26 protein-coding genes are annotated in these 26,313 nt (G+C 69.5%); all 26 read left to right on the top strand.

From position 1 onward, the window contains the following. Window positions 1-108 precede the first annotated feature (108 nt). The 26 genes from SANBI_RS08585 (at window position 109) to carA (ending at window position 26,310) form a co-directional block, all read left to right on the top strand. Window positions 109-1,839, top strand: a complete 1,731-nt coding sequence (locus tag SANBI_RS08585; protein ID WP_319160818.1) for a PilT/PilU family type 4a pilus ATPase — start codon at window positions 109-111, stop codon at window positions 1,837-1,839. A 2-nt stretch (window positions 1,840-1,841) separates the two neighbouring features. After that, complete coding sequence (locus SANBI_RS08590) at window positions 1,842-3,065, top strand: type II secretion system F family protein (protein WP_319160820.1); 1,224 nt, start codon at window positions 1,842-1,844, stop codon at window positions 3,063-3,065. Window positions 3,066-3,238: 173 nt separating this feature from the next. Continuing rightward, a complete protein-coding gene (locus SANBI_RS08595) occupies window positions 3,239-3,643 on the top strand; it encodes a prepilin-type N-terminal cleavage/methylation domain-containing protein (RefSeq protein ID WP_319160823.1) in 405 nt (134 codons plus the stop codon). 119 nt (window positions 3,644-3,762) lie between these two features. Next, the gene (locus SANBI_RS08600; RefSeq protein ID WP_319160825.1) at window positions 3,763-5,145 is read left to right on the top strand and encodes a prepilin-type N-terminal cleavage/methylation domain-containing protein; all 1,383 of its coding nucleotides are present in this window, start codon (window positions 3,763-3,765) and stop codon (window positions 5,143-5,145) included. Then, entirely contained in the window at window positions 5,142-5,867 is a 726-nt protein-coding gene (locus tag SANBI_RS08605) for a PulJ/GspJ family protein (RefSeq protein WP_319160827.1), read from the top strand. The genes SANBI_RS08600 and SANBI_RS08605 overlap by 4 nt, the downstream gene beginning before the upstream one ends. Beyond that, window positions 5,864-7,609, top strand: coding sequence for a hypothetical protein (locus SANBI_RS08610; protein ID WP_319160830.1), 1,746 nt, complete (start codon window positions 5,864-5,866; stop codon window positions 7,607-7,609). Before SANBI_RS08605 ends, SANBI_RS08610 begins: the two co-directional genes overlap by 4 nt. A 22-nt stretch (window positions 7,610-7,631) precedes the next feature. Continuing rightward, window positions 7,632-8,399, top strand: a complete 768-nt coding sequence (locus SANBI_RS08615) for a prepilin peptidase (protein ID WP_319160832.1) — start codon at window positions 7,632-7,634, stop codon at window positions 8,397-8,399. A gap of 111 nt (window positions 8,400-8,510) precedes the next feature. Continuing rightward, on the top strand, window positions 8,511-9,575 hold the full coding sequence (gene pilM, locus SANBI_RS08620; protein ID WP_319160834.1) for a type IV pilus assembly protein PilM: 1,065 nt from the start codon (window positions 8,511-8,513) through the stop codon (window positions 9,573-9,575). Beyond that, window positions 9,572-10,288, top strand: coding sequence for a PilN domain-containing protein (locus SANBI_RS08625; RefSeq protein WP_319160836.1), 717 nt, complete (start codon window positions 9,572-9,574; stop codon window positions 10,286-10,288). The genes pilM and SANBI_RS08625 overlap by 4 nt, the downstream gene beginning before the upstream one ends. After that, entirely contained in the window at window positions 10,288-10,998 is a 711-nt protein-coding gene (locus SANBI_RS08630; RefSeq protein ID WP_319160838.1) for a hypothetical protein, read from the top strand. The genes SANBI_RS08625 and SANBI_RS08630 overlap by 1 nt, the downstream gene beginning before the upstream one ends. A gap of 85 nt (window positions 10,999-11,083) precedes the next feature. After that, window positions 11,084-12,271, top strand: coding sequence for a chorismate synthase (gene aroC / locus SANBI_RS08635; protein WP_319160840.1), 1,188 nt, complete (start codon window positions 11,084-11,086; stop codon window positions 12,269-12,271). Beyond that, window positions 12,268-12,840, top strand: a complete 573-nt coding sequence (locus SANBI_RS08640; RefSeq protein ID WP_408669756.1) for a shikimate kinase — start codon at window positions 12,268-12,270, stop codon at window positions 12,838-12,840. Before aroC ends, SANBI_RS08640 begins: the two co-directional genes overlap by 4 nt. Next, window positions 12,837-14,006, top strand: coding sequence for a 3-dehydroquinate synthase (aroB, locus tag SANBI_RS08645; protein WP_408669745.1), 1,170 nt, complete (start codon window positions 12,837-12,839; stop codon window positions 14,004-14,006). Before SANBI_RS08640 ends, aroB begins: the two co-directional genes overlap by 4 nt. Window positions 14,007-14,210: 204 nt before the next feature. Next, window positions 14,211-14,774 (top strand): hypothetical protein, encoded by a 564-nt coding sequence (locus SANBI_RS08650; RefSeq protein ID WP_319160844.1) that lies wholly within the window; start codon window positions 14,211-14,213, stop codon window positions 14,772-14,774. Between the two features lie 72 nt (window positions 14,775-14,846). Next, window positions 14,847-15,281 (top strand): type II 3-dehydroquinate dehydratase, encoded by a 435-nt coding sequence (locus SANBI_RS08655; RefSeq protein ID WP_056132634.1) that lies wholly within the window; start codon window positions 14,847-14,849, stop codon window positions 15,279-15,281. Window positions 15,282-15,442: 161 nt separating this feature from the next. Beyond that, window positions 15,443-16,066 (top strand): SatD family protein, encoded by a 624-nt coding sequence (locus SANBI_RS08660; RefSeq protein ID WP_319160847.1) that lies wholly within the window; start codon window positions 15,443-15,445, stop codon window positions 16,064-16,066. A gap of 91 nt (window positions 16,067-16,157) precedes the next feature. Next, the gene (locus tag SANBI_RS08665; RefSeq protein ID WP_319160849.1) at window positions 16,158-16,790 is read left to right on the top strand and encodes a hypothetical protein; all 633 of its coding nucleotides are present in this window, start codon (window positions 16,158-16,160) and stop codon (window positions 16,788-16,790) included. Between the two features lie 122 nt (window positions 16,791-16,912). Next, window positions 16,913-17,476: an elongation factor P gene (efp, locus tag SANBI_RS08670; protein WP_179912415.1), complete on the top strand. Its 564-nt coding sequence runs from the start codon at window positions 16,913-16,915 to the stop codon at window positions 17,474-17,476. Window position 17,477: 1 nt separating this feature from the next. Then, window positions 17,478-17,894 carry a transcription antitermination factor NusB gene (gene nusB / locus SANBI_RS08675; RefSeq protein ID WP_056132643.1) on the top strand — a complete coding sequence of 139 codons (417 nt, stop codon included), beginning with the start codon at window positions 17,478-17,480 and terminating at the stop codon, window positions 17,892-17,894. Between the two features lie 171 nt (window positions 17,895-18,065). Next, on the top strand, window positions 18,066-19,790 hold the full coding sequence (locus SANBI_RS08680) for an AMP-binding protein (protein WP_319160852.1): 1,725 nt from the start codon (window positions 18,066-18,068) through the stop codon (window positions 19,788-19,790). A 68-nt stretch (window positions 19,791-19,858) separates the two neighbouring features. Beyond that, entirely contained in the window at window positions 19,859-21,244 is a 1,386-nt protein-coding gene (locus SANBI_RS08685; protein WP_319160854.1) for an MFS transporter, read from the top strand. Window positions 21,245-21,436: 192 nt separating this feature from the next. Further along, window positions 21,437-22,090: a bifunctional pyr operon transcriptional regulator/uracil phosphoribosyltransferase PyrR gene (gene pyrR / locus SANBI_RS08690; RefSeq protein ID WP_319160856.1), complete on the top strand. Its 654-nt coding sequence runs from the start codon at window positions 21,437-21,439 to the stop codon at window positions 22,088-22,090. Further along, window positions 22,087-23,154 carry an aspartate carbamoyltransferase catalytic subunit gene (locus SANBI_RS08695; RefSeq protein WP_319160858.1) on the top strand — a complete coding sequence of 356 codons (1,068 nt, stop codon included), beginning with the start codon at window positions 22,087-22,089 and terminating at the stop codon, window positions 23,152-23,154. The genes pyrR and SANBI_RS08695 overlap by 4 nt, the downstream gene beginning before the upstream one ends. Further along, entirely contained in the window at window positions 23,151-24,488 is a 1,338-nt protein-coding gene (locus SANBI_RS08700; RefSeq protein WP_319160860.1) for a dihydroorotase, read from the top strand. Before SANBI_RS08695 ends, SANBI_RS08700 begins: the two co-directional genes overlap by 4 nt. Continuing rightward, complete coding sequence (locus SANBI_RS08705; RefSeq protein ID WP_319160862.1) at window positions 24,485-25,051, top strand: PH-like domain-containing protein; 567 nt, start codon at window positions 24,485-24,487, stop codon at window positions 25,049-25,051. Before SANBI_RS08700 ends, SANBI_RS08705 begins: the two co-directional genes overlap by 4 nt. Then, window positions 25,048-26,310 (top strand): glutamine-hydrolyzing carbamoyl-phosphate synthase small subunit, encoded by a 1,263-nt coding sequence (gene carA, locus SANBI_RS08710; RefSeq protein ID WP_319160864.1) that lies wholly within the window; start codon window positions 25,048-25,050, stop codon window positions 26,308-26,310. The genes SANBI_RS08705 and carA overlap by 4 nt, the downstream gene beginning before the upstream one ends. Window positions 26,311-26,313 lie beyond the last annotated feature (3 nt).

Here is a 26,313-nt window from a genome sequence, read left to right on the forward strand (position 1 = left end):
GACTTCCCGCCGATAGACAGTCGTCGCGCAGACCGCACGACAGACCAGGTGAGAGGCTGACAAGTGAGCGAACACGGCGAGCACGCTCCGGACCTTCGACGGAGGGTCTTGACGGCTGACCACCTCTCGGCGCCGGCGCCTCAGGGCCAGACAGTCGCCGCTCCGCCCACCCGGCGGTCGCTCGCCGAGCAGATGGGGACGCTCGGCACCGTGGCGGTGCCGTCACCGGCACCAGCACCACTGCAGGCACCAGCGGCGTTCGCGGGTGTACCAGCAGCAGGGTCGGCCTACGCGCCCGCCCCGCAGGCCTCGGCACCGATCTCCGCGCCGGCACCGCTCGCGGGGACCATGTACACGGGCCCTGCTCCTGTCGCCGGGTCGGGTCCCGTCCACTCCGCGCCCGCCCCCGGACCTGCGCAGCAGTGGACTGCTCCAGCCCCCACGGCCCAGACGCCTCATCCGTCGAGCGGTGGCCTGCGCTGGGGTGGCCCGCGCCAGGAACCAGCCCCGGCGCCCCGCGTCCGGGTGATCGACGACCCTGCCGCACAGGGGCTCGGCACTCCTCCGCAGGGTCAGTCGACGGACCGGGCGCCTGAGGCGCAGGTCGCGCAGTCCTCGAACCCTGCGGGGCCGGCTGCTCCTCCGGCGCGCGCCGGAGGCCGCGCGGCGTCCGCCCCCGGTCGCCTCGGGATGAACCAGGAGCGCGAGGCGAACGACGTCGAGCTCGACGCCGTCCTGCGCGAGATGGTCCAGGCGGGTGCCTCTGACCTGCACCTCACCGTCGGGTCGGTCCCGATGATGCGCCGCAACGGGTCGCTCGTCCCGCTCGAGGGACAGAGTGTGCTCGACGGTGACGGGCTCCGTCGTTCCCTCTACGGCATCCTCACGCAGCGTCAGCGCGAGAAGTTCGAGACCAACCTCGAGCTGGACTTCTCGTACTCGGTCCGCGGGCTCGCGCGCTTCCGCGTCAACTACTTCCAGCAGCGGGACTCGATCGGTGCGGCGATGCGCCTCATCCCGTACGAGATCAAACCGCTCGAAGACCTCGGTGTTCCCGGGGTCGTCGCGAACTTCGCGGGCCTGCCGCGCGGTCTCGTCCTCGTCACGGGTCCGACGGGCTCGGGCAAGTCGACAACTCTCGCGGCTCTCGTGGACCTCGCGAACCGCACGCGCTCCGACCACATCATGACGGTCGAGGACCCGATCGAGTTCCTGCACGACCACAAGAAGTCGATCATCAACCAGCGCGAGGTCGGGGCGGACACCCACAGCTTCGCCAACGCGCTCAAGCACGTGCTGCGTCAGGACCCCGACATCATCCTCGTCGGAGAGATGCGCGACCTCGAGACCATCTCGGTCGCGCTCACCGCGGCCGAGACCGGTCACCTCGTCTTCGCGACCCTGCACACCCAGGACGCCGCGCAGACTGTCGACCGCATCATCGACGTGTTCCCCGCCGAGCAGCAGGAGCAGGTGCGGGTGCAGCTCGCTGGCGCGCTGCAGGGTGTGGTCTGCCAGACCCTCTGCAAGCGGACCGGTCGGCCGGGCCGCATCGTCGCGACCGAGGTGCTGGTCGCCACACCCGCGATCCGCAACCTCGTCCGCGAGGGCAAGACGCACCAGATCTACTCGGCGATGCAGGCCGGTCAGCAGCTCGGCATGCACACCCTCGACCAGCACCTCGCCGACCTCGTCCGCACAGGTCAGATCTCCTACGAGACCGGTCTCGAGAAGTGCCATCACGTCGAGGACTACAACAAGCTCACCGGGCGCCAGGCCCGGATGAACCAGGGTGGTGCGGCGCTCCAGCAGGCCGCGACCAACATCGGAGGATTCTGACCATGGCGGCACGCACCTACGAGTACACGCTGCGCGACCCCAAGGGGAAGATCACCAAGGGGCGCATCGAGGCGAACAACGAGGGCGCCGTCGCGACGCGGCTCAAGACGATGGGTGTCGCGCCGCTGTCGATCAGCGAGGTGCAGAACACCGGGCTGCAGCGCGAGATCACCATCCCCGGGATGGGCTCGTCGATCAAGATGAAAGACCTGTCGATCATGTCGCGCCAGCTCGCGACGATGATCACGTCAGGGCTCAGCCTGCTCCGCGCGCTGTCCATCCTCGCGGAGCAGACCGAGAACTCGGCGCTGCAGAAGATTCTCTCGACCGTGCGTACCGACATCGAGACGGGGTCGTCGTTGTCTGACTCGCTCGCCCGTCACCCGGCCGTGTTCCCCCCGCTCATGCTCAACATGATCCGAGCGGGCGAGGTGGGGGGATTCCTCGACCAGGTGCTGGTCTCTGTCGCAGAGAACTTCGAGGCCGAGGTCAAGCTCAGGTCGAAGATCAAGTCGGCGATGACCTATCCCGTCGTGGTGTTCTGCATCGCGATCCTCGCGGTCATCGGCATGCTGCTGTTCATCGTGCCGGTGTTCGAGAAGATGTTCACAGACCTCGGCGGTGCGCTGCCTGCGCCGACACAGTTCCTCGTGTTCTTGTCAGGCTCGATGAAGTTCGTGCTGCCACCGCTCGTCGTCGGGCTGCTCGTCTTCGCGGTGTGGTGGGGAAAGCACAAGAACGACGATGCTGTCCGGTCTGCGGTCGACCCCTTCAAGCTCAAGCTGCCGGTGTTCGGAAACCTCTTCAAGAAGGTGGCCGTCGCGCGCTTCACGCGGAACTTCGGCACGATGCTCAGCGCAGGCGTACCGATCCTCCAGGCGCTCGAGATCGTCGGGGAGACCAGTGGCAACATGGTCATCGCCAATGCGGTCAAGGACGTCCAGACGTCCGTCCGGTCTGGTCAGGCGCTCACCGCACCGCTGGCCCAGCACTCGGTGTTCCCGCCGATGGTGACCCAGATGATGGCCGTCGGTGAAGACACCGGCGCCCTCGACAGCATGCTCGAGAAGATCGCGCAGTTCTACGACCAAGAGGTCGAGGCGACGACCGAACAGCTGACGAGCCTCATCGAGCCGCTCATGATCCTCGTGCTCGGCATCCTCATCGGCGGCATGATCGTGGCCCTCTACATGCCGATCTTCTCCATCTTCGAGCTCATCGGCTGACGTCGTACGCCTGTCGGCCGGAGCCCGCGACCGGGCGAGCGGGTGAAGTCGAAGATTCTCTCCTTCAGGGCTCAGGTTCCTCTCAGCATGGACCGATGAATGAGCGTACGGCCACCGGGGGCTCCACGCGACCGGTACTTATCCCTTTCACACGACACAGAACGGAGCCTTCGGTGCTCATTCGCTTCCACCAGGCAGTGGCCAAGAAGGACAAGGGTTTCACGCTCATCGAGCTCCTTGTCGTCATCATCATCATCGGTATCCTCGCCGCGATCGCCATCCCGGCATTCCTCAAGCAGCGCGAGAAGGCGTGGGCTTCGGCTGTCACGTCTGACCTGAAGAACGCGTCGATCTCGGTCGAGTCGTACGCGACAGAGCACAACGGTTCGTTCGACAAGTTCACCGCGGCGGACCTCACGGCAAACGGCTACAACCAGACCGACGGTGTTACGTTGCCCGTCGTCACCGCGAAGGACAAGGGCACCGCCTACACGATCACTGCTGGCCACAACAACCTGACCGGCACATGGACGTACGACAGCACGACAGGCAAGATCACGCCCCCGAAGGCGCCGTGATACTTGCCTGACCGACGAGCCTTGCGACGCCCAGCAGCGGCGTCGCAAGGCTCGTTCTCTGTGGCACCAGAGCTGTCCTGCCTATTCAACCAATCCCTGATTCCAGAGGAGCATCGTCGATGCGTCGCACCCCTCCCGACCGGCCCGACGACGAGGGCATGTCTCTCGTCGAGGTCCTCGTCGCGATGATGATCTTCGCGGTGATCTCGACAGGCATCATCTTCACGATGCTGTCGATGCTCTCTGTGACGCGCGACTCCCGGGCCCGCCAGGTGGCGCTCAATCTCGCCTCGGAAGAGGTCGACGACGCCCGGACTTCCGGTGACCTCTTCGAGCTGCTCGACGGCGAGCGTGCCGTCCAGGTCAACGACACGACGTACCACGTCAAGCGCACCACACGCTGGGTCACCGATCCCGGGCAGGACCTCCAGTGCGGCACGAGCGGCTCGGCCGCAGGATCGACGCTCCGCTACAAGCGCGTCAACGTCGAGGTGACGTGGGACAACATGCGCAGCCAGACCCAGCCCGTGCGCTCCGACACCGTCGTGAGCCCGGACACGCACCTCAACGACCCGACCCTGGGCACGATCCTCGTCTCCGTCCTCTCCGGTGACGGCACAGGACGCCCCGGCGTCGGCGTCTCGGCCACTGTCGGCAACCCGGCGAACGGCGCGAAGGGCCTCGCCGTGACGCCTGCCGCGACCGACGCCCAGGGTTGCTCGTACATCCTCAAGGTCGTCCCCGGCAACTACGACGTCAAGGTGAGCCGGGCCGGGTACGTCGACCACAAGCAGAACTCCGTGGGCACGCTGACGATCGGCGTGGGCCCAGGGACGTCGGCTTCGGCCGGTTTCCAGTACGACCAGGCGGCGACGGTCACGCCGAGGCTCGCGGCGAATTACATCCCCCTGCCGGGCGAGAAGGTCCTGACGCCTTCGGCCCTCGACCTCTCCTACGTCTCGTCCTACGGCACCTATCGCCCGCCCACCGGGACGGCGTCCTCGAAGGTCTTCCCCTTCGCCTCGGGGTACTCGGTCGTCGCCGGCACGTTCGTCGAGGAGAGCGAGTCCAGCGCGGGCTGCGTCGCTGTCGATCCGTCGCGCTGGCAACCTGTCGTCGAGGGAGCCGTGACCTTCGGGCCGCCTCCGGCGACCCCCGTCACGACGACTCCCGGCGGGTCGGTGACGGCCGACGTCTGGATGGGCGTGCTGCAGGTCGGTGGGAACGGCCGCTACATCCAGGCCAAGACCGCTGCGCCGCAGCCTGGCACCCCCGGGTGCTCTGAGCCGATGACCTATACCTTCGACCTCGGGACGACGGCGGCGAGTGCTGCCTCGGCCCCGACGATCGCGCTGCCCCCGGGGACCTGGACCATCACCCGCGGTCCCAACCTGGCTCCGACGGGTGTCGTCCCCGCGACCCAGATGGCACTGAAGACCCGCGGGTCGGTGCCAGCGCCCGGCACCGTCCTGCTCGACCCGCGGGTCGAGGTCGTCCCGTGAGCCGCGTGGAACACGCCCCGGGCGCAGACGACGCACCTGGCGGCCTGATGTCTCGGGCCCGCCACGACGACCGAGGGCTCGGCCTCCCCGAGCTCCTCGTGACAATGATGCTCATCGCGCTGATGAGCCTGCTGGTCACCACTCTTTTCGTGACGATGTCGCGGTCCCTGTCCGACGACAAGCTTGCGCACTCGAGCTCGAGCGCCGCCGCGATCGCGATGAACGAGATGTCTCGCGTCGTACGCGGGGGAGCGGAGATCCGGCAGTCGGGGAAGCAGCCTCTGTCGGCCTTCTCGATCGCCACGCCGACCTCGATGACCATCACCTCCTTCGTCGATGCCAAGTCCTCGACGCTCGCCCCGATCAAGGTGAGCTTCGTGCTCAGCGCTGCCGGTGTGCTCACCGAGACCCGGCAGTCGGCCGTCGCCGGCTCCGCGCCGTACTGGACCTTCGGGGCTCAGGCGACCAGTCGTGTCATCGCCCGCGACGTCGTGACTCCGACCGCGACGACCCCTCTCTTCCTGTATCTCGGGGCGGACGGCAAGCCGGTCTCGGGATCGTGCAACGCCACGACCACGACGAGCTGCGGACTGGTGCGCTCGGTCGAGGTGTCCTTCCAGGTCCAGGCCGACAAGACCGGCGACGTCTCGCCCGTCCGCCTGCAGAACACCATCGGCATGCCGAACCTCTCCCAGACGATCAAGGACAAGGCCACCCCATGATGCGACGACTCTCTGCCCGCCGCGGCGACGACAGCGGCATGGCCCTCGTGCTCGTCATCGGGGTGTGCTCGGTCCTGACCATCGCAATCGTCGCCGGGATCGCGCTGGCGGTCGGCTCGATGCGCAAGTCGCGCGCGGACCAGGACTGGAGTGGTGCGATCGCGGCCGCCTATGCCGGTATCGAGGAGTACCAGAGCCGGCTCGCCAACGACACGAGCTATTTCCAGTACGGCAACCCGGCCGCGACGTTCTCGAAGACTTCGAAGGTCGCGCTCCCGTCCGGCGGATCGACGAACCCGGCCTTCGGCATCGGCACCGCTGGGACCTGGGCGACCATCCCGGGCAGCGGAGGGGCGGCCTCGTACAGGTACGAGGTCGACACCTCGGCCTACGCCGCCTCCGGGACCATCAAGCTGCGGTCGACCGGCCGGGCAGGCGGGGACACCCGGTCGATCGTCGCCGACCTCAAGCAGAGCGGGTTCATCGACTTCCTCTACTTCACGGACTACGAGATCCAGGACCCTGCGAACTCCGGGAAGAGCGAGGCCACCTGTGCGAAGTACGCCTGGGCGGGTCGGCCTGGAGGCTTGTCGGGCAACCAGTGCAGCGAGATCGCCTTCGGTAGCAACGATGTCGTCGATGGTCCCGCGCACTCGAACGACGTCATGAGAATCTGTGACGCGACCTTCAAGGGGCCGGTGACGACCGCCTACAACCCAGCATCAGGGCGCAAGTTCGCCGCTCGTAACTCCAGCTGGACATCGTGCGCCGGAGCCACGTTCACGCTCCCGAACAGTCCCGCCTACTCCCCGGTCATCGGCATGCCGGCGACCAACTCCGAGCTGAGGCGTGAGGTGCGGTCCGACCTTCCCGGCGAGGTGCCGCGCCCTGGGTGCCTCTACACGGGACCGACGACCATCACCTTCTCGAGCAACGGGAACATGACCGTGCGGTCGCCGTGGACGAAGGCGACGAATGTCGCCGGGTCTCCGGCCACGAGCGGCACAGCACCTGCCGCCTGCGGCACCGTCGGCACGGGGTCGAACGGCCTCGGCAGCGCCGGGGGAGCGACCTTCAAAGTCCCTGAGTACAATGTCGTCTATGTGCAGAACGTGCCGACAGTGACGTCCGACCCGAACTACTGGGCGAGTGCTGCGCTCCCGTCGGGCCTCAAGTGCACTGGAGTCGGCACGTCAGGTGTCGGCAACGGAATCGGCTACCCGGCCGCCAACGAGGTCGCGCCCTCGACCACGTCGTACGGCTGCCGCAACGGCGACGCCTTCGTGTCGGGAACCCTCGCCGGCCAGCTCACGGTCGCTGCCGAGAACTACATCTATGCCGTCGGCGACATCACGTACAAGGACGTCGAGAACGACCTCCTGGGGCTGATCGGCAACAACGCGGTCTGGGTATGGAACCCTGTGGACTCCGGTAAAAAGGCGCTCCTGGGGTCCAACCGCACGATCAAGGCGGCGATCCTGTCTGTCGCCCACACGTTCCAGGTGCAGAACTACGACAAGGGCGACAACCGAGGGACGCTGAACGTCTACGGCGCGATCGCCCAGAAGTTCCGAGGGATCGTGCGCTCAGGCTCCAACGGCTACGCGAAGTCGTACATCTACGACGACAGGTTCCGCTACACGGCGCCCCCGAAGTTCCTCTCTCCCGTGACCACCACCTACGGCGTGAGCCTGTGGGTCGAGGTCGACAAGGTCTTCGACGAGTCGGGCGGCTACCGATGAGCGCGACCTCGCGACGGCGCCGATGATCGCCCTGGTCGCGGTGCTCGGGCTGTGCGTCGGCTCCTTCCTCAACGTGGTGGCCTGGCGCGTCCCCCGAGGAGAGTCTGTCGTCCGTCCTCCGAGCGCATGCCCCGGGTGCGGCCGGCAGATCCGTGCCGTCGAGAACGTCCCCGTGCTGTCCTGGCTCGTCCTGCGGGCCCGCTGCCGCGGGTGCGGAGAGCGGATCTCAGCCGTCTACCCCGCGGTCGAGCTCGCGACAGGTGTCCTCTTCGTCCTCGTCTTCCTGAGGTTCGGCCTCGCGTGGGACCTCCCCGCGTACCTCTACGGTGCGGCGATCGCTGTGGCGCTGACGGTCATCGACATCCGGCTGCACAGGCTCCCGGACGCGATCGTCCTCCCGTCCTACGTCGTCGTCGCGGTCCTGCTCGTGACCGCGGCGGCTGGCACCGGAGACTGGGGCGCTCTGGCCAGAGCAGCCGCCGGGGGAGCGATCCTCTTCGTCGCCTACTTCCTGATGGTCTTCGCCTACCCCGCAGGCATGGGGCTCGGTGACGTCAAGCTGGCGGGCATCCTCGGAGCCCTGCTCGCCTGGGTGGGCTGGGGTGCGTTGGCCGTGGGTGCCTTCTCAGCCTTCGTCCTGGGTGGAGCCTTCGCGCTCGTGCTCGTCGTCCTCCGGCGGGCCGGCCGGGGTTCTGGCATCCCCTTCGGCCCGTGGATGATGCTCGGCGCCGCGCTCGGCATCGGCGCAGGTGAGCAGATCTTCTCTGCCTACCTCGACCTGATGCTCTGAGGCCTCACCACTTTTTCAACCGCAGACAGCGTGCGCCGCGGCTCAAGTAGGTGCTGCTCCGTTCCGATGGTCAGGGCGGACGACACGAAGAATCGACGAAGGAGAGCCTCGGTGACGAAGTCACGAGCGATAGGCCTCGACATCGGCAGCACGTACGTGCGTGCTGCCGAGATCAAGTACGACACGAAGCGCGGGACGACGGTCGAGCCGGAGGTGCTGCGTTTCGCACAGGTCGGGCTCCCGGTCGGTGCTGTGCGCGACGGCGAGGTCGTCGAGCCGGGGGCTGTCGCGACAGCGATCAAGCAGCTCTGGCGGGAGAACAAGTTCAGCACCAAGGAGGTGGTGATCGGGGTCGGCAACCAGCGTGTGCTGGTCCGTGACCTCGACCTCCCCTCCATGCCCATGGCACAGCTGCGCGCATCGTTGCCGTACCAGGTCAAGGAGTTCCTGCCGGTCGCCGTCGAAGACGCCCTCCTCGACTACCTCCCGACCGGGACGTACGAGGGCCAGCACGGCACCGTGGTCGAAGGTCTGCTCGTCGCCGCGACCAAGGACACCGTCCTCGCCAACACCGCTGCTGTCGAAGAGGCCGGTCTGAACCCGGTGATGGTGGACATCAACGCCTTCGCCCTGACCCGTTCGGTGGCTCGTGGCCCGTGGGCCTCTCGCACCGTCGCCGTCGTGGACCTCGGCGCTCGTATCACCGACGTCGTGGTCGTCGACCGCGGCGCACCGCGGTTCGTCCGGACGCTGCCGACAGGCGGTCACGACATCACCGAGGCGATCGCCTCGTCGATGCAGATCTCCGAGACCGACGCCGAGACGGTCAAGCGGTCGGTCGGGATCGGCATGCCTGTCCCGCCTGAGTACCGTCAGGCCGCCGAGGCAGTCGCGCAGATCGGTCACGTGCTCGTCGAGGCCGTGCGCAACACCCTGTCCTTCTACTCGATGAAGAACCCGGCAGGCGGGGTCGACACCGTGCTCCTGACAGGTGGAGGTGCGGGTCTGCCCGGTCTGGGTCAGTACCTCTCGACGGCAGCCCGGGTCGGCGTCTCGTTGGCCGACCCGCTCGGGTCCATGAAGGGCGGGGCTGCGCTCCGCTCGACCGACCCTTCAGGAGCTGCGCACCAGTCGGTCGCCGTCTCCGTGGGCCTCGCGATGGGAGCAGTGGCATGAGCCAGACGACCGAGGCCCCGGTGCGCAGCGCGCTCGAGCCCTACAGACCCATGGTCTCGGGGGCCCCCGCGCTCCCGCAGGTCAACCTGCTCCCGCCAGCGGTGCGCGAACGTCGTGCGCTGCAGCGTCTCAAGCTCTACCTGCTCTGCGGCGTCGCCGGCAGCGTGGTCGTCGCCGGTGGGCTCTGGTACTACTCCACCTCCGAGCTCAGCTCGGCGGTCGAGGCACGCGACACCGCACAGATGCAGACGTCGACGTTGCTCCGTGAGCAGACGACCTATGCCGAGGTCCCGGCGATCAAGGCGCGCATCACCGACAGCGAGGCGGCCCGCGCGCTCATCACCTCGAACGAGACCCTGTGGAAGCCGCAGACGGACGCGATCCTCGCGACGCTGCCGCTCGGTGCTCAGGTGACGAACATCGTCGTCGAGTCGGCCGGACCGATGAACGGCGCTCCGGCCGCCCTCGACGCGCTCCAGGTCCAGGGCTTCGCAGGGATCGTCGTGGCGATCGAGTCGCCGACTGTCATCGACACCTCCAGCTGGTTGGCGAGCATGTCCGCCGTCCCCGGATTCCTCGGGGCGACGCTCGACACGTCGTCGCTGACCGAGGACGACGCCCAGGTCCCCGTCTACGAGGTGGTCGCGCACGTGCAGGTCGACCCGAGCGTCCACACCGGGCGTTTCACAGAGTCTGAAGAAGGAGGCGAGTGATGAGCCAGGTCAAGTCATCGACGTGGGTCGTCGGAGCAGCCGTGCTCTCCCTCGTCATCATCGCGTTGTCATGGTTCTTGCTTGCGTCCCCGACGCTCGACGAGGCTTCCGTCGCGCACACCGACGCAGAGGCCGCGGAGCTGCGCAACGGCCAGCTCCGGGTCCAGAACGCAGCGCTCAAGAAGGAGTTCGAGCGGCTCCCTGAGCTCGAGGCCGAGCTGGCCACGATCCAGCAGAACGTGCCAGCGAGCCCGCTCCTGACGGAGTACAACCTGGTCGTCGGGACGACTGCAGCCGCTCGCGGCGTCACGGTCCTCAATGTCGAGACCGGACCCGCGGTCGAGGTCATGCCTGTCGCGCCTGTCGACGGTGCCGCACCCACTGACGTCGCTGCGACCTCCGGTGACGGGGTCGGTGGTCTCTACGCGATCCCGCTGACGATCGGGGTGCTCGGGACCTACGAGAACACCACCCTCTTCCTCGACGACCTCCAGCAGGCCAACCCACGGTTGCTCTCGGTCAACGGGCTCACGATCGAGGGCCAGGACGAGGCCGAGGCCTCGGGTGGCCGCCCGGCGACCGCGCAGGGGGACGCCGAGCAGACCATCACCGGGTACGTCTACGTGCTGTCGCCCGACGCTGCTGTCACCGTCGAGGTGCCGGTGGACCCGGCTGCGGCTGATGCTGCTCCCGTGGAGACCGTCGGCTGACCCACCCAGCCCCACCCGCCCACGCCGGGCGTCCGACACTCGGGCGCCCGGCGTCGTCGTCCCTGGTCCGTGGGAAGATGTCCGCATGCTTCGTTGGCTGACTTCAGGTGAATCGCACGGCCCTGCACTCGTGGGCATCGTCGAGGGTGTCCCCGCAGGTGTGGAGGTGCTGACCTCGGACATCCAGGACGCGCTCGCGCGCCGTCGTCTCGGCTACGGCCGCGGCGCCCGGATGAAGTTCGAGCAGGACGAGGTGCGCATCCTCGCCGGTCTGCGGCATGGCATCACCCAGGGTGGTCCGCTCGCGATCGAGATCGGCAACACGGAGTGGCCCAAGTGGGTCGACGTCATGGCCTCCGACCCGGTTGCGCCCGAGCTGCTCAACCGTGCGCGCAACGCGCCGCTCACCCGTCCGCGTCCGGGCCACGCCGACCTCGTCGGCATGCGCAAGTACGCCTTCGACGACGCCCGCCCGGTCCTCGAGCGCGCCTCCGCCCGGGAGACCGCGACGCGTGTCGCCCTCGGCGCCGTCGCCGCGAAGTTCCTCGAGCAGGCTCTCGGCATCCGTCTCGTGTCGCACGTGACGAGCATCGGCCCGGTCTTCACCCCTGAGGACGCCGTGCTCCCGTCGCCCGAGGACGTCGCGTACCTCGACGCCGACCCGGTTCGTTGTTTCGACAAGACCACCTCGGACGCGATGGTCGCCGAGATCGACGCGTGCCACAAGGACGCCGACACCCTCGGTGGTGTCGTCGAGGTCCTCGCCTACGGTGTGCCGACGGGTCTCGGCTCGTACACGCACGGCGACCGTCGCCTCGACGCGAAGCTCGCCGCGGCCCTCATGGGCATCCAGGCCATCAAGGGTGTCGAGGTCGGTGACGGTTTCCGCACGGCCGCCCGCCGAGGTTCGCAGGCTCATGACGAGATCGACCGCGACGAGGACGGCCGTCTGCGCCGCCGCACCAACCGTGCCGGTGGCATCGAGGGCGGCATGAGCAACGGCGAGGTCCTGAGGGTCCGCGCCGCGATGAAGCCCATCTCGACGGTTCCGCGCGCCCTCGCGACGGTCGACGTCGCGACGGGGGAGCCGGCGACTGCCCAGCACCAGCGCAGCGACGTCTGCGCCGTCCCGCCGGCAGCCGTGGTCGCCGAGGCGATGGTCGCGCTGACCCTCGTCGACGTGGTCCTCGAGAAGTTCGGCGGCGACTCCGTCGGCGAGGTGCGTCGCAACGCCGAGGCGTACCTGGCCGCCATCCCCGAGCTGCTGCGCTGATCGTGTCACCGACAGGCGCAGGGGCGCAGAGCCCGCGTGTGGTGCTCGTCGGCCCGCCCGGGTCCGGCAAGTCGACCACTGCCCGGCTGCTCGCCGGGCTGCTCGGCGTCGACCTGCGCGACACCGACACCGACATCGAGGTGACGACCGGAAAGGCCATCGCCGAGATCTTCGTCGACGACGGCGAGCCGCACTTCCGCGCTCTCGAGCGTGAAGCCGTGACGACAGCCCTGGCCGTCCACGAGGGAGTGCTCGCCCTCGGGGGCGGGGCCGTCCTCGACCCGCTGAGCCAGGCCGCCCTCGAGGCGTACACGCACGACGGCGGCGCCGTCGTGTTCCTCGACGTGAGCCTCACCCACGTCGCGCCCCGTGTCGGCTTCAACCAGGCGCGCCCTCTGCTGCTCGGCAACCCTCGTGCGAAGTGGGCGAGCCTCATGGAGGCGCGTCGCCCCGTGTACGAGCGGATCGCCACCCACCGCGTCGACACCGACGCCAAGACCGCCGCCCAGGTCGCCCGTGAGATCCACGAGGCCCTGGTCCGTCCCACCCCACCGGAGGACCCGTCGTGACCGACGAGACGACTGCCACGCCCGAGACCGCCACTGTGCCGTCCCCTTCCGTCGTGCGCGTCGACGCAGAGCACTCCTACGACGTGCTCATCGGCAAGCAGCTGCTCGGCGAGCTGCCCCGCCTGCTCGGCACCGGCGTCAAGAAGGTCCTCGTCGTGCACACCGAGGCGATGGAGGCCTCGGCTGCGGTCGTCCGCGAAGACCTCCTCGCGCAGGGCTACGAGGCGCTCCTCGCCGTCATCCCCGACGCCGAGGGAGCGAAGTCTGTCGATGTCGTGGCCTTCTGCTGGCAGGTGCTCGGCCAGTCGGACTTCACGCGCAGCGACGCGATCGTCTCGCTCGGCGGGGGAGCGACGACCGACGTCGCCGGCTTCATCGCCGCCACATGGCTGCGCGGCATCTCCGTGGTGCACATCCCGACGACCCTGCTCGCGATGGTCGACGCGGCTGTCGGCGGCAAGACGGGTATCAACACGGCCGAGGGCAAGAACCTCGTGGGTGCCTTCCACTCACCCGTCGGCGTGCTGTGCGACCTCGTCGCGCTCGAGACGCTGCCGCGCTGGGACTTCGTGGCAGGGCTCGGCGAGATCATCAAGACAGGGTTCATCGCCGACCCGGTGATCCTCGACCTCGTCGAGGCCAACGCCGAGGCCCTCGGCACCTGGCCCGCGAGCATCGACGACCATCTCTGGGACGTCGTCCGTGAGCTCGTCGAGCGCAGCGTGGCCGTCAAGGCGCGCGTCGTCAGCGAAGACCTCAAGGAGGCCTCGCTCCGCGAGATCCTCAACTACGGCCACACCCTCGCCCACGCGATCGAGCAGGTCGAGCGCTACGCCTGGCGTCACGGCGCTGCCGTGTCCGTGGGCATGGTCTTCGCGGCCGAGCTCGCGCGTCTTGCTGGTCGCCTCGACGACGAGGTCGTCGACCGCCACAGGTCGATCCTCGCGTCGGTCGGTCTCCCGCTGACGTACCGCGGCGACCGCTGGGAGCAGCTGCTCGCCGTGATGCGCCGCGACAAGAAGTCCCGTGGCGACCTGCTGCGCTTCGTCGTGCTCGACGGCATCGGCAAGCCGACCCGCCTCGAAGGCCCCGACCCGACGCTGCTCGCCGCCGCCTACGCCGAGATCAGCGCGGACGCCCCGACCAGCAGGGCCATCTCGCTCTAGCCGACCCGCCGCCGCTGACGTGCTGCCGCTCTAGTCGAAGAGCGGTGTGCCGTCGGCCAGCCACGGTCGTCGTCGCAGACGAGCGCGCTGTGCCCGGCGGCTCGTCGAGAGAGTCGGGGTGAAGAGGTCCGTGCTCTGGGCGCAGGGCAGGACTCCCCACCGCGGCAGGGTGCGCTCGGGCGTCCGGCCGTGCAGCATGACGGCATGACCTCTCCACTCACCGCGGACGCCTCGTTCCGGGCCGCACGCTCCTCGCTCTCCTCGAGCCTGTGGATCGGGGTGGCACTGCTCTGGGCCGCGACCGCGGGAGTCGTCGTGGGCGCCGTGACGTTGTGGGGCGAGACTGCGGGGTGGGCGTGCGCCTTCTTCGTGCTGCTCCTGGCGGCCTTCGCCGTCGGGGTGCTGCTCATGGCGGTCTCGGACCGCCGGAGCTGGGCGGTCGCTGCCCGCGGCATCCCCGTCGAGGTGCGCAGCGCCCGCGGCCTCGGCAGCGGGAACAGCCAGGGACGCCAGGTGGTCGCCTGGGACGACCGCGATGCGCAGGGTCTGCCGTACCTGCACCTCACGCTCCCGGGTGGTGCTGAGCACGGGGACATCACCGGTCCGGTGACCGTGGAGATCTTCCGCCGCACGGGCCGCGGCCGTGGCATCGGCGGCCCGGTGCGGGTCCGGTCGAGCGACGGGCGCCGCGAGTGGTGGGCGGGCAACGCCGTCGAGTCGGCCGAGCGTCGCCCTCCGATCGTCGAGGCTCAGACTGCGGCGACCTGACGCGCCGCCGCACACCCGGTGTCCGTGGGCACAGGTCTCCTGTCGGGGGACCCGCGTACTAGGCTCCCGGGCATGACACGTGTGCTTCTCCTCAACGGCCCCAACCTCGGACGACTCGGCGTACGAGAGCCTGAGGTCTACGGCTCTCTGTCCTTCGCCGACCTCGTCGAGTCCGGCGCCCGGTGGGGGAGCGAGCTCGGCCTCGAGGTCGAGGTCCGCCAGACCGACGACGAGTCCGAGCTGGTGCACTGGCTCCACGAGGCTGTCGACACGCGCAGCGACGTGGTGCTCAACCCGGCTGCGTTCACGCACTACTCCTACGCGCTCCGCGACGCGGCCGCGCAGGTGACCAAGGGGGGACTGCGCCTGGTCGAGGTGCACATCTCCAACCCGTACGCCCGGGAGGAGTTCCGTCACCTCTCGGTCGTCGGGCCTGTCGCCACGGGGACCGTCGCGGGGTTCGGCTTCGACTCGTACAGGCTGGCGCTGCTCGCTCTCGCCGGCTGAACCGCTGGGCTGAGGTCCGGAGTCGACCTGAGAGACCGCCTCTGACATCTCTCAAAAATAGTGTGCCAAGCGCGTGCGCGCGCCTGTAGCAGCTCGAGGAGAGCACCCACAGTCGGGAACACATCCTTGAACACCAGGGATCAAGCGCTTAGCCTTGAGCCATGATCGTCCTCACGGTAGACCAGCAGCGCAGCACGACCCGCGGGGACAAGGTCCCCGACTTCTTGGCCCGCGCGGAGGTCTGGGGCGCGCGCCTCGACGGCATCGAGCTGCCCTTCGAGCGGACCGTCGGGGACGAGGTCCAGGCTGTCGTGGCGTCGCCCTCGACGGCTCTCGCACTCGTGCTGGAGATCGTCCGTCTCGGCGGATGGCGGGCCGGCGTCGGCGTGGGGGAGGTGCAGGACCCGCTCCCGGAGCACAGCCGCGAGGCTTCCGGACCCGCCTTCGTCAGGGCCCGCGCCGCGATCGACCGTGCCAAGCGGCGCTCCTCGGCTGTCCCCGTCGCGATCCAGGGTGCGGACGGCCCGGCGTCAGCCGACGTCGAGGCGGTCGTCCACCTGCTCGGCGCGGTGGTCGAGCGCCGGTCTACTGCTGGCTGGGAGGTCGTCGACCTCCTGGTCGACCTCGAGAGGTCTGGTGCTGACGCGACCCAGCGCGAGGTCGCGCGGAGGCTCGGGGTGAGCGAGCAGGCCGTGAGCCAGCGCGTGCGCGCCGCACTCTGGGCCGAAGAGCGAGCCGCCCTGCCCGTTGCCGCAAGGCTCCTCGGCGAGCTCGACACCATCTGAGCGCGACGCGCAGTCCCACCCGTCGCAGCGTTCCCTGTGACGGACCCTGCGTGTAGCGTGCGGCTCAGTCGACTGCAGGGGAGATGTCTTGATGGGTCTGATGAACGGCGCGGTGCTCGGCACCGGGAACCTCGCCACCCTCGTCGCAGAGGTCCAGCCCTACCTGCCCGACGGGCACCCACCGGTCCACGGCCAGACGAGCACCGGGATCGCCCTGGCGATCGCCGCCGGGCTGATCGTGCTGAGCATCGTCGGTGGTTACTACGTCACACGTGGCGTGCTGCACCTGGCCGCGCGCACAGGTGCTGCCGAGTCGGCCAGCGGAGCCGGGGGAGGTGCCGCCAGTGATCCCGCGAGCCCAGCCACCTCGACCGCCGGTCCGCCGACGGGCACCTCTGCTCCCGGTGCCGCAGACCCGACCGGCTCCGGACAGCAGGCGGGTGCCGCCCCGGGCCCCGCCGATCCCGGCCCGACCGGCCCCACCGCCGTCGCCGCCCTGCGCGGCGGCACCTGGATCGGCATCCTCGAGCGTCTCGCGGTGACGGGTCTGATCCTCGTCGGCTATCCGGGTGGCATCGCGATCCTCGTGGCGATCAAGGGGCTGGGCAGGTACCCCGAGCTCAAGGACAACCCGGGTGCCTCGGAGCGTTTCGTCGTCGGGACGCTCGCCTCGATCGTCTGGGCTGCTGGTCTCGGGGTCCTCGGTCTGTGGTGGATCGGCTGAGGTAGACTGGCCCACGCTCTCGTGCGGTCCGCTCCCTGATCAGCCCTGCACCTCGCCGGTGCCGGGGCTCGTCGTCCGGTCGTCGGGTGCCTGATCCTTGAACACTCGACAGGAAGACCACCGTGGCTACCACCAACGACATCAAGAACGGCACTGTGCTCAAGCTCGACGGCCAGCTCTGGACCGTCATCGACTTCCAGCACGTCAAGCCCGGCAAGGGTGGCGCGTTCGTCCGCACCAAGATGAAGAACGTGACCTCGGGCAAGACGGTCGACAAGACCTTCAACGCCGGCCTGAAGATCGAGACTGCGACCGTCGACAAGAGCGACATGCAGTATCTCTACAAGGACGGCACGGACTACGTGTTCATGGACCAGACCACGTACGACCAGATCAACATTCCCGAGGTGGTCGTCGGCGACGCCGCCAACTTCCTCCTCGAGAGCCAGGTCGTCAACGTCGCGACCAACGAGGGCACAGTTCTCTACATCGAGCTGCCGCCGTCGGTCGTCCTCGAGATCACCTACAGCGAGCCGGGCCTGCAGGGCGACCGCTCGACCGGTGGCACCAAGCCGGCCACCCTCGAGACCGGTCACGTGATCCAGGTCCCGCTGTTCCTCGAGCAGGGCACCAAGGTCAAGGTCGACACCCGCGACTCGAGCTACCTCGGCCGAGTGAACGACTGACGTGGGAGCCAGGACCAAGGCCCGCAAGCGCGCGCTCGACGTGCTCTTCGAGGCCGAGCAGCGTCACCTCGACCCGATCACCCTCCTCGCGGACCGGGTGGCCGAGCCGGGGACCGAGGCAGCCCTGCCGCAGTACTCCGCCGACATCGTCGAAGGGGTCATCGACCGCCTCGACCGGATCGACGAGCTCCTCGAGACCTATTCGCACGAGTGGTCGCTCGACCGCATGCCCGCCGTGGACCGTGCGCTGCTGCGCATCGGCACCTGGGAGATCCTCTTCAACGACGACGTCCCCGACGCCGTCGCGATCGACGAGGCCGTCGAGCTGTCCAGGTCGCTCTCGACCGACGACTCGCCAGTCTTCGTCAACGGGCTCCTCGGCCGCATCCTCGAGCTGAAGCCGACCATCCTGGCCTGACCCCTCGTCCTCGAGGGAGACGCCACCGCACGCAGGCCCGGACCGCCCACGGTCCGGGCCTGCGTGCGTCGTGTGGCGAGGAGTCGTAGCAGGTGGGGAGGTTCTGCGACCGTCGGGCCTCTCGGGACCTACGGCCCCGTAGGTTACGGGTCCGTAAGTTATTCTCGACGGGTGACCTCGTCGATCGAACACCGCCCGTGGCTGTCCTCCTACGCGCCCGGAGTCGCGCACGACATCACCGTGCCCGACGAACCGCTGACAGCCTCGCTCGAGCGCGCCGCCGAGCGTTTCCCCGACAGACCTGCCCTCGACTTCATGGGCTCGACGACCACCTACGCCGAGCTTCTCGACCAGGTCCGCCGCGCTGCGAGCGCCCTGCTCGACCTCGGTGTCGGCCCGGGTGACAGGGTCGCGATCGCGCTCCCGAACCTCGCCTCGCACGTGGTCGCCTTCTACGCGACGTTGCGGATCGGTGCTGTCGTCGTCGAGCACAACCCGACGTACACCGCAGGCGAGCTCGCGCACCAGCTCACGGACTCTGGCGCCGTGGTCGCGATCTGCTGGGAGCACACAGCGGTCCGGGTCCTCGAGGTCCAGGCGCAGACGCCGGTCCGGACGGTGATCGCCGTCGACATGTCTCGCGACCTGCCCACGCTCAAGCGCCTGGCGCTCTCCCTCCCGATCAGCAAGGCCAAGGCCCTCCGGGCGACGATGCGTGCCGCCCTGCCCTCGGGCACGACCTACTGGCACGAGCTGGTCTCGAAGGCGTCGCCGCTGCCCGCCGACCACCCGTACCCGGAGCCCGAAGACCTCGCTCTCCTGCAGTACACAGGGGGCACGACCGGGACCCCGAAGGGTGCGATGCTCACCCACCGCAACCTCGTGGCCAACGTCGTGCAGGGCACCGAGTGGACCGGGGCTGAGCGTGAGTCTGTCGAGGAGGACGGCCACGAGGTCGTCTACGGCGTGCTCCCGTTCTTCCACGCCTTCGGCCTCATGCTCTGCCTCACCTACGCGATGCGGATCGGCGCGACGCTCGTGCTGTTCCCCAAGTTCAACGTGGCGTCCGTCCTGGCGACCCAGAAGCGGCTGCCCGGGTCGTTCTTGCCCGCGGTGCCCCCGATGCTCGACAGGCTGTCGGCTGCGGCGAAGGAGTCCGGCGCCGACCTCACGAGCTTCCGGTACGCCATCTGCGGTGCGATGCCGATCCCGCTCGCGACGGCGGAGGCCTGGGAAGAGGTGACCGGCGGCCTCGCGATCGAGGGGTACGGCATGACCGAGACCTCCCCGGTCGCCCTCGGCAGCCCCCTCTCCGACCAGCGTCGGCCGGGCATGCTCGGTCTGCCCTTCCCCTCGACCGACATCCTCGTGGTCGACCAGGACGACCCGACGAAGATCCTCGGGTCCGGGGAGCGCGGCGAGCTGCTCATCAGCGGACCGCAGGTCTTCGCGGGCTACTGGGAGCGCCCGGAGGACACTGCCGAGTCGCTCGTCGAGCTCCAGGGCAAGATCTGGGTGCGGACCGGTGACGTAGTCGTCATGCACGACGGCGGGTTCGTCCAGGCCGTGGACCGCATCAAGGAGATGATCATCACCGGAGGGTTCAAGGTCTTCCCGTCGCAGGTCGAAGACTGCCTGCGGACCATGCCTGGTGTCGAGGACGTCGCGGTGGTCGGTCTGCCGGGCGGTGACCTGGGGGAGAAGGTCGTCGCGGCCCTCGTGCTGGCACGCGACGCCACGGGTGTCGACCTCGAGGCCGTCCGGGCCTGGTGCGAGAAGAACGTCGCCCGCTACGCGCTGCCCAAGCAGCTGGTCATCATGAAGGACCTGCCCAGGTCGCAGATCGGCAAGGTCCTGCGCAGGGTCGTGCGTGACAGGGTGATCTCGGGGACCTGACGGACGCCGTCGCCAGGCGGCAGCGGCGAGGAGCCGCATGCACAGCCCCCGGGGTCTAGCGTGAGCCTGTGAAGCCTGCCGAACGCCGTGTCCTCGTGGTCGCGATCCTTGCGTCCTTCGTCGTGTTCCTCGACGGGTCGGTCGTCAACGTCGCCCTCCCCGCGATCGCAGGGGACCTCGACGGGGGAGTGCTCGACGGGCTCGCCCTCCAGCAGTGGGTCGTCGACGCCTATCTCGTGACCCTCGGTGCGCTGATCCTCGTGGCCGGATCGCTCTCCGACGTCCTCGGCCGACGGCGCGTCCTCTCGTGGGGGCTGGTCGGTTTTGGTCTCGCGTCGCTCGCCTGCGCAGTCGCCCCGACGGGCGTCGTCCTCGTGGTCGCGCGTGCCGTCCAAGGGGCTGCCGGGGCGCTCTTGGTCCCCAGCTCCCTCGCGATGATCGTGGCGACCTTCCGCGGCGAGGCGCAGGGGCGAGCCATCGGCACCTGGACGGCGTGGACGGGGACGGCGATGATCGCCGGGCCGCTGCTCGGCGGGATCCTCGTCGACACGTCGTCGTGGCGCTGGGTCTTCGCGGTCAACGTGCTCCCCGTCGCGGTGACAGCCTGGCTGCTGCGGGGCACCGACAGAGGTGAGCGGGACAGGTCGCGACGTGTCGACGTCGCAGGCGCGGCCCTCGTCGCGCTGGGTCTGGCCGGCGCGGTCTTCGCGCTCATCGAGCAAGGACGGCTCGGCTGGGGCGACCCGCTGGTCTGGGGACCGCTGGTCGTCGGCGTCGCGGCGCTCGTCGTCTTCGTGCTCTGGGAACGACGGGTGGCCGACCCTGTGCTGCCGCTGCGGCTCTTCGCCGTGCGCAACTTCTCGGCCGGCAACCTCACGACGGCCTTCGTCTACGGGGCGCTCGCCTTCGGCGGCTTCGTCGTCGTCCTGTTCCTGCAGCAGGTCGCCGGCTACAGCGCGACGGCGGCCGGTCTGGCGATGCTGCCCGTCACGCTCCTCATGCTCGTGCTGTCGTCCCGCGCCGGGGCACTGGCAGGTCGGTACGGCGCCCGCGTCTTCATGACCGCAGGCCCGCTGCTCGCCGCCGCCGGGTACCTGCTCATGCTGACGACCACGCAGGACGCGGACTACCTCACCCAGCTGCTCCCGGGGGTGCTGCTCTTCGGTCTCGGCCTGAGCGCGACGGTCGCGCCCCTGACGGCGTCGATCCTCGCGGCGGTCCCGCCCGCGGACGCCGGCATCGGGTCCGCGGTCAACAACGCTGTCTCGCGGGTGGCCGGGCTGGTGGTCATCGCCTGCGCCGGGGTGGTCCTGGGCCCGACCCTCGACCTCGCAGGATTCCACAGGGCCCTGGTGCTCACAGCCGTGCTGCTCGCTCTCGGCGGCGTGGTGAGCTGGCTCGGCGTCCGGGACGCCCCGAGGACAGCTGGGACACAACGCTCAGCAGCCGCGTGACGGTACCCCCGGGACGCCCGCCGATCACGGCGCCAGAGCGCCCGGCCGCAGCCTGACGACCCGCAGCAGGGACAGGTCGTCTCACGATGCGCCATCCCGCGCGGGCCGAGCCCGGGGTCGCTGTAAGGTGGGTGACGTCCTGCAAGACATCCTTTAAGAGCCGTCCAGAGAGGCGGAGAAGGAGGTCGCCAGATGACATCTGGCCCTGCTGTGCCCCACGACGCTCCTGCGTCGTCCCCCCTCGAGTCCTCACCCGTCGTGCCCCCAGCGCCGACGGAGGTCCTCGGAGCCCCCGAGATCGCCCGGGCGCTGACCCGCATCGCGCACGAGATCCTCGAGCGCAACAAGGGCGGCGCCGACGTGGTCCTGCTCGGCATCCCGACCCGGGGTGTCCCGCTCGCCGAGCGGCTCGCGCTGCGCCTCGCGGAGGTCGAGCCCGGCCTCGACGCCTCGAGCCTCGTCGGCACCCTCGACGTGACCATGCACCGCGACGACCTGCACCGTCAGCCCCCGCGGGCGATCGGCACGACCACGCTGCCCGCAGGCGGGACCGACGGAAAGGTGGTCGTCCTCGTCGACGACGTCCTGTACTCCGGCCGCACCATCCGCGCGGCCCTCGACGCGATCAGCGACATCGGACGCCCGCGCGCCGTCCAGCTCGCCGCGCTGGTCGACCGCGGTCACCGCGAGCTGCCGATCCGCCCGGACTACGTCGGCAAGAACCTGCCGACCTCGGTGTCCGAGCGCGTCCACGTGCGGGTCGCCGAGATCGACGGAGACGACGCCGTCCTCATCAGCCAGGCCCCGGCGGCAGCCGGGACGCAGGCAGAGGAGGCAGGGCTGTGAAGCACCTCCTCACCACGGCGGACCTCTCGCGCGCCGAGGCGATCCGCATCCTCGACACCGCCGGCCAGATGGCCGCCACGCAGTCGCGGGAGATCAAGAAGCTCCCGACGCTGCGCGGGCGCACCGTGGTCAACCTCTTCTTCGAAGACTCGACCCGCACCCGCATCTCCTTCGAGACCGCCGCCAAGCGCCTCTCGGCCGACGTCATCAACTTCTCCGCCAAGGGCTCGAGCGTCTCCAAGGGCGAGTCCCTCAAGGACACCGCGCTCACCCTCCAGGCGATGGGCGCCGACGCCGTGGTGATCCGCCACCAGGCCTCGGGTGCCCCGCACACCCTCGCGAACGCTGGCTGGGTGGACTCAGCCGTCATCAACGCGGGCGACGGCATGCACCAGCACCCCACGCAGGCGCTGCTCGACGCGTACACGATCCGCCGCCACCTCACAGGGGAGCGCCGCGACGCACGGGACCCCGCGAACGCACCGCTGCTCGGTGCCGGGACAGGTCAGGACCTCTCCGGTCTGCACGTCGCGGTCGTGGGCGACGTCCTGCACTCGCGCGTGGCACGCTCGAACGTCCAGCTGCTCACCACCCTCGGGGCCCGTGTCACGCTCGTCGCGCCGCCCACCCTCGTGCCTGTCGGTGTCGAGGCGTGGCCCTGCGACGTCTCGTACGACCTCGACGGCGTCCTCGGTGACGGCAAGCCTGACGCGGTGATGATGCTGCGCGTGCAGCGCGAGCGCATGAGCAGCTCGGGTGGCGGGTTCTTCCCGAGCCCGCTCGAGTACACCCGCAACTACGGTCTCGACGCGCGCCGCCTGCGGCTGCTCGAGGACCACACGATCGTCATGCACCCCGGCCCGATGAACCGCGGGCTCGAGATCTCGGCGGAGGCAGCCGACTCGCCGCGCGCGGTGATCGTCGAGCAGGTCGCCAACGGTGTCGCGGTCCGCATGGCCGTCCTCTACCTCCTGCTCGCAGGAGACGTGACGCACGAGGCGTCCGACAAGCACGGTGCCTCTGACAAGAACGGTGTCTCCCCGAAGGAAGCAGGACAGTCATGAGCACCAGGTATCTCCTCTCCCACGCGTCGCCACTCGGTGGCGACAGTGTCGACATGGTCCTCGCCGACGGTGTGATCGAGGCTGTCGCCCCGGCAGGCACGCTCAGCGCGGACGGCTCCGACGAGACCGTGGTCGTCGACTGCTCCGGCCTGGTCGCCCTCCCGGGTCTCGTGGACCTCCACACCCACCTGCGGGAGCCGGGCCGGGAAGACTCCGAGACGATCTCCTCCGGGACGCGCGCCGCAGCCGTCGGCGGGTTCACGGCCGTCCACGCGATGGCCAACACGACCCCCGTCCAGGACACGGCCGGCGTGGTCGAGCAGGTCTGGCGCATCGGCACGGAGGCGGGCTGGGCGGACGTCCACCCCGTCGGTGCCGTGACGGTCGGGCTGGCGGGGGAGCACCTCGCCGAGCTCGGCTCGATGGCCTCGTCGGCCGCCCAGGTCCGGGTGTTCTCGGACGACGGCAGGTGCGTGTGGGACCCGGTCCTCATGCGCCGCGCGCTCGAGTACGTGAAGTCCTTCGACGGTGTCATCGCCCAGCACGCCCAGGAGCCTCGCCTCACCGAGGGCGCCCAGATGAACGAGGGTGTCGTCTCGGCCGAGATCGGGCTGGCCGGCTGGCCAGCTGTCGCCGAAGAGGCGATCATCGCCCGCGACGTGCTGCTCGCCGAGCACGTCGGCTCGCGCCTGCACGTGTGCCACCTGTCGACAGCCGGGTCGGTCGACCTCATCCGCTGGGCCAAGGCCCGGGGCATCAACGTGACCGCCGAGGTCACCCCGCACCACCTGATCCTCACCGACGAGCTCGCCCGCGGGTACGACCCGCTCTTCAAGGTCAACCCTCCGCTGCGCACGGCCGCGGACGTCGAGGCCGTCCGCGAGGGGCTTGCCGACGGGACGATCGACATCGTCGCGACGGACCACGCCCCGCACACCCGTGAGGACAAGGACTGCGAGTGGGCTGCGGCTGCCTTCGGCATGACCGGTCTCGAGACGGCGCTCAGCGTCGTCCAGCAGACCATGGTCGACACCGGTCGCATGACCTGGGCCGACGTGGCCCGTGTGCTCTCGACGGCTCCGGCGCGCATCGGCCGCATCGACGAGGGCGCCCGCCCGCAGGGTCGTCCCCTCGAGGTCGGCGAGCCCGCCAACGTCGTCCTGGTCGACCCGTCCGCGACCCGCGTCGTCGTGCCCGCCGAGCAGGCGACCGCGAGCGCGAACTCGCCCTTCGGCGGTCACGAGCTGCCTGGCGCTGTCGTGGCGACCTTCTTGCGGGGCCGGGCGACGGTCTTCGAGGGCCGTCCGGTCGAGCGGGCCGAGGTGGCTCGATGAACCTGCCCCTCCCTGTCGCCGTGGCGATCATGCTCTCTGTCGGTGCCCTGCTGCTGGTGATCATGTGGCGCGGCTGGCGCTCGCTCCAGGCGCGCAGCGCGACCAAGGTGTCGACGCTCGCCGAGATCCCTGCCGAGGCAGAGCTCGGTGCCGCACGCACGGCGCCGATCGACGGCACGTACGTGTCGACGACGACGGCTGGCGACTGGCTCGACAGGGTCGCTGCGCGCGATCTCGGGTACAGGGCCAAGGCCGTCGTGCAGGTCTTCGACGCGGGTGTCGTGGTCGCCCGTGCGGGTGCCACGGACCTCTTCGTGCCTGTCGCCGACCTCACGGGCGCATCGCGCACCTCGGGCATGGCCGGCAAGTACGTCGGCGGCGAGGGCCTCGTGGTCATCGCCTGGTCGACGCTGTCGCCGACGGGTGAGCGCACGGCCCTCGAGACCGGCGTGCGGACCCAGCGCAAGGCCGACCGCCCCCTCCTCCTCGACGCCGTGAGCGCGCTCGCGTCGTCGTCTCCTTCTTCCCCCGACTCTCGTACCGACATCAAGGAGTCCGAGTGACTACGCAGCTCCACGCGACCAAGACCCCCGAGACCGACGTCTCCGACGCAGCGCTCCTCGTCCTGGAAGACGGTCGCACCTTCTCCGGCCGTGCCTACGGCGCGCACGGCACCACCGTCGGCGAGATCGTCTTCAACACCGGCATGACCGGCTACCAGGAGACGCTGACCGACCCCTCGTACCACCGGCAGATCGTCGTGATGACGGCGCCGCACATCGGCAACACGGGTGTGAACGACGACGACCCGGAGTCCGGCAAGATCTGGGTGAGCGGCTACGTGGTGCGCGACCCCGCCCGACGTCCGTCGAACTGGCGTGCCGTGGGCACCCTCGAGGACGAGCTGGTCCGTCAGGGTGTCGTCGGCATCTCCGACATCGACACCCGCGCGCTGACCCGTCACCTGCGCGAGCGCGGTGTGATGCGCGGTGCCGTGTTCTCCGGCGACGCTCTGCTCGTCGGCGGCTACCCGCGGTCGATCGACGACCTCGTCGCGGAGGTCCTCGCGGCCCCGTCGATGAAGGGCGCCGACCTGGCCGGCGAGGTCAGCACCGACGAGGCCTACGTCATCGAACCCCTCGGCGACTTCGCCGGGAAGGCTCCGCTGAAGACCGTGGTCGCGATCGACCTCGGCATCAAGGCCATGACGCCCCAGCGCCTCGCCGAGCGCGGCATCCGCGTGCACGTGCTGCCCTCGTCCTCGACGATCGAGGACGTCGTGGCGCTCTCGCCCGACGGCGTGTTCTTCTCGAACGGCCCCGGCGACCCGGGTGCGGCGACCCACGAGGTCGAGCTGCTCCGTGAGGTCCTCGACGCCGGTCTGCCGTACTTCGGCATCTGCTTCGGCAACCAGATCCTCGGGCGGGCCCTCGGCTTCGGCACCTACAAGCTGGCCTACGGCCACCGAGGCATCAACCAGCCGGTCATGGACCTCGCGACCCGCAAGGTCGAGATCACGTCGCAGAACCACGGCTTCGCCGTCGACGCCCCGGTGGGTGCCGAGACCGTCGCGCCGCACACCGACCGCTACGGGCGCGTGATCGTGTCGCACATCGGCCTCAACGACCAGGTGGTCGAAGGTCTCGAGTGCCTCGACATCCCGGCCTTCTCCGTCCAGTACCACCCGGAGGCAGCCGCAGGCCCGCACGACGCCTCGTACCTCTTCGACCGCTTCCTCGACCTCATGACGTCCGGTGCGTCGTCCGCCGCAGGCCTCTCGGCCGCGGGGACCCAGACCGCCACGTCGCAGAAGGAGAACTGACCA

It is taken from the genome of Sanguibacter biliveldensis (assembly GCF_033798665.1).
GTDB lineage: Bacteria > Actinomycetota > Actinomycetes > Actinomycetales > Cellulomonadaceae > Sanguibacter > Sanguibacter inulinus.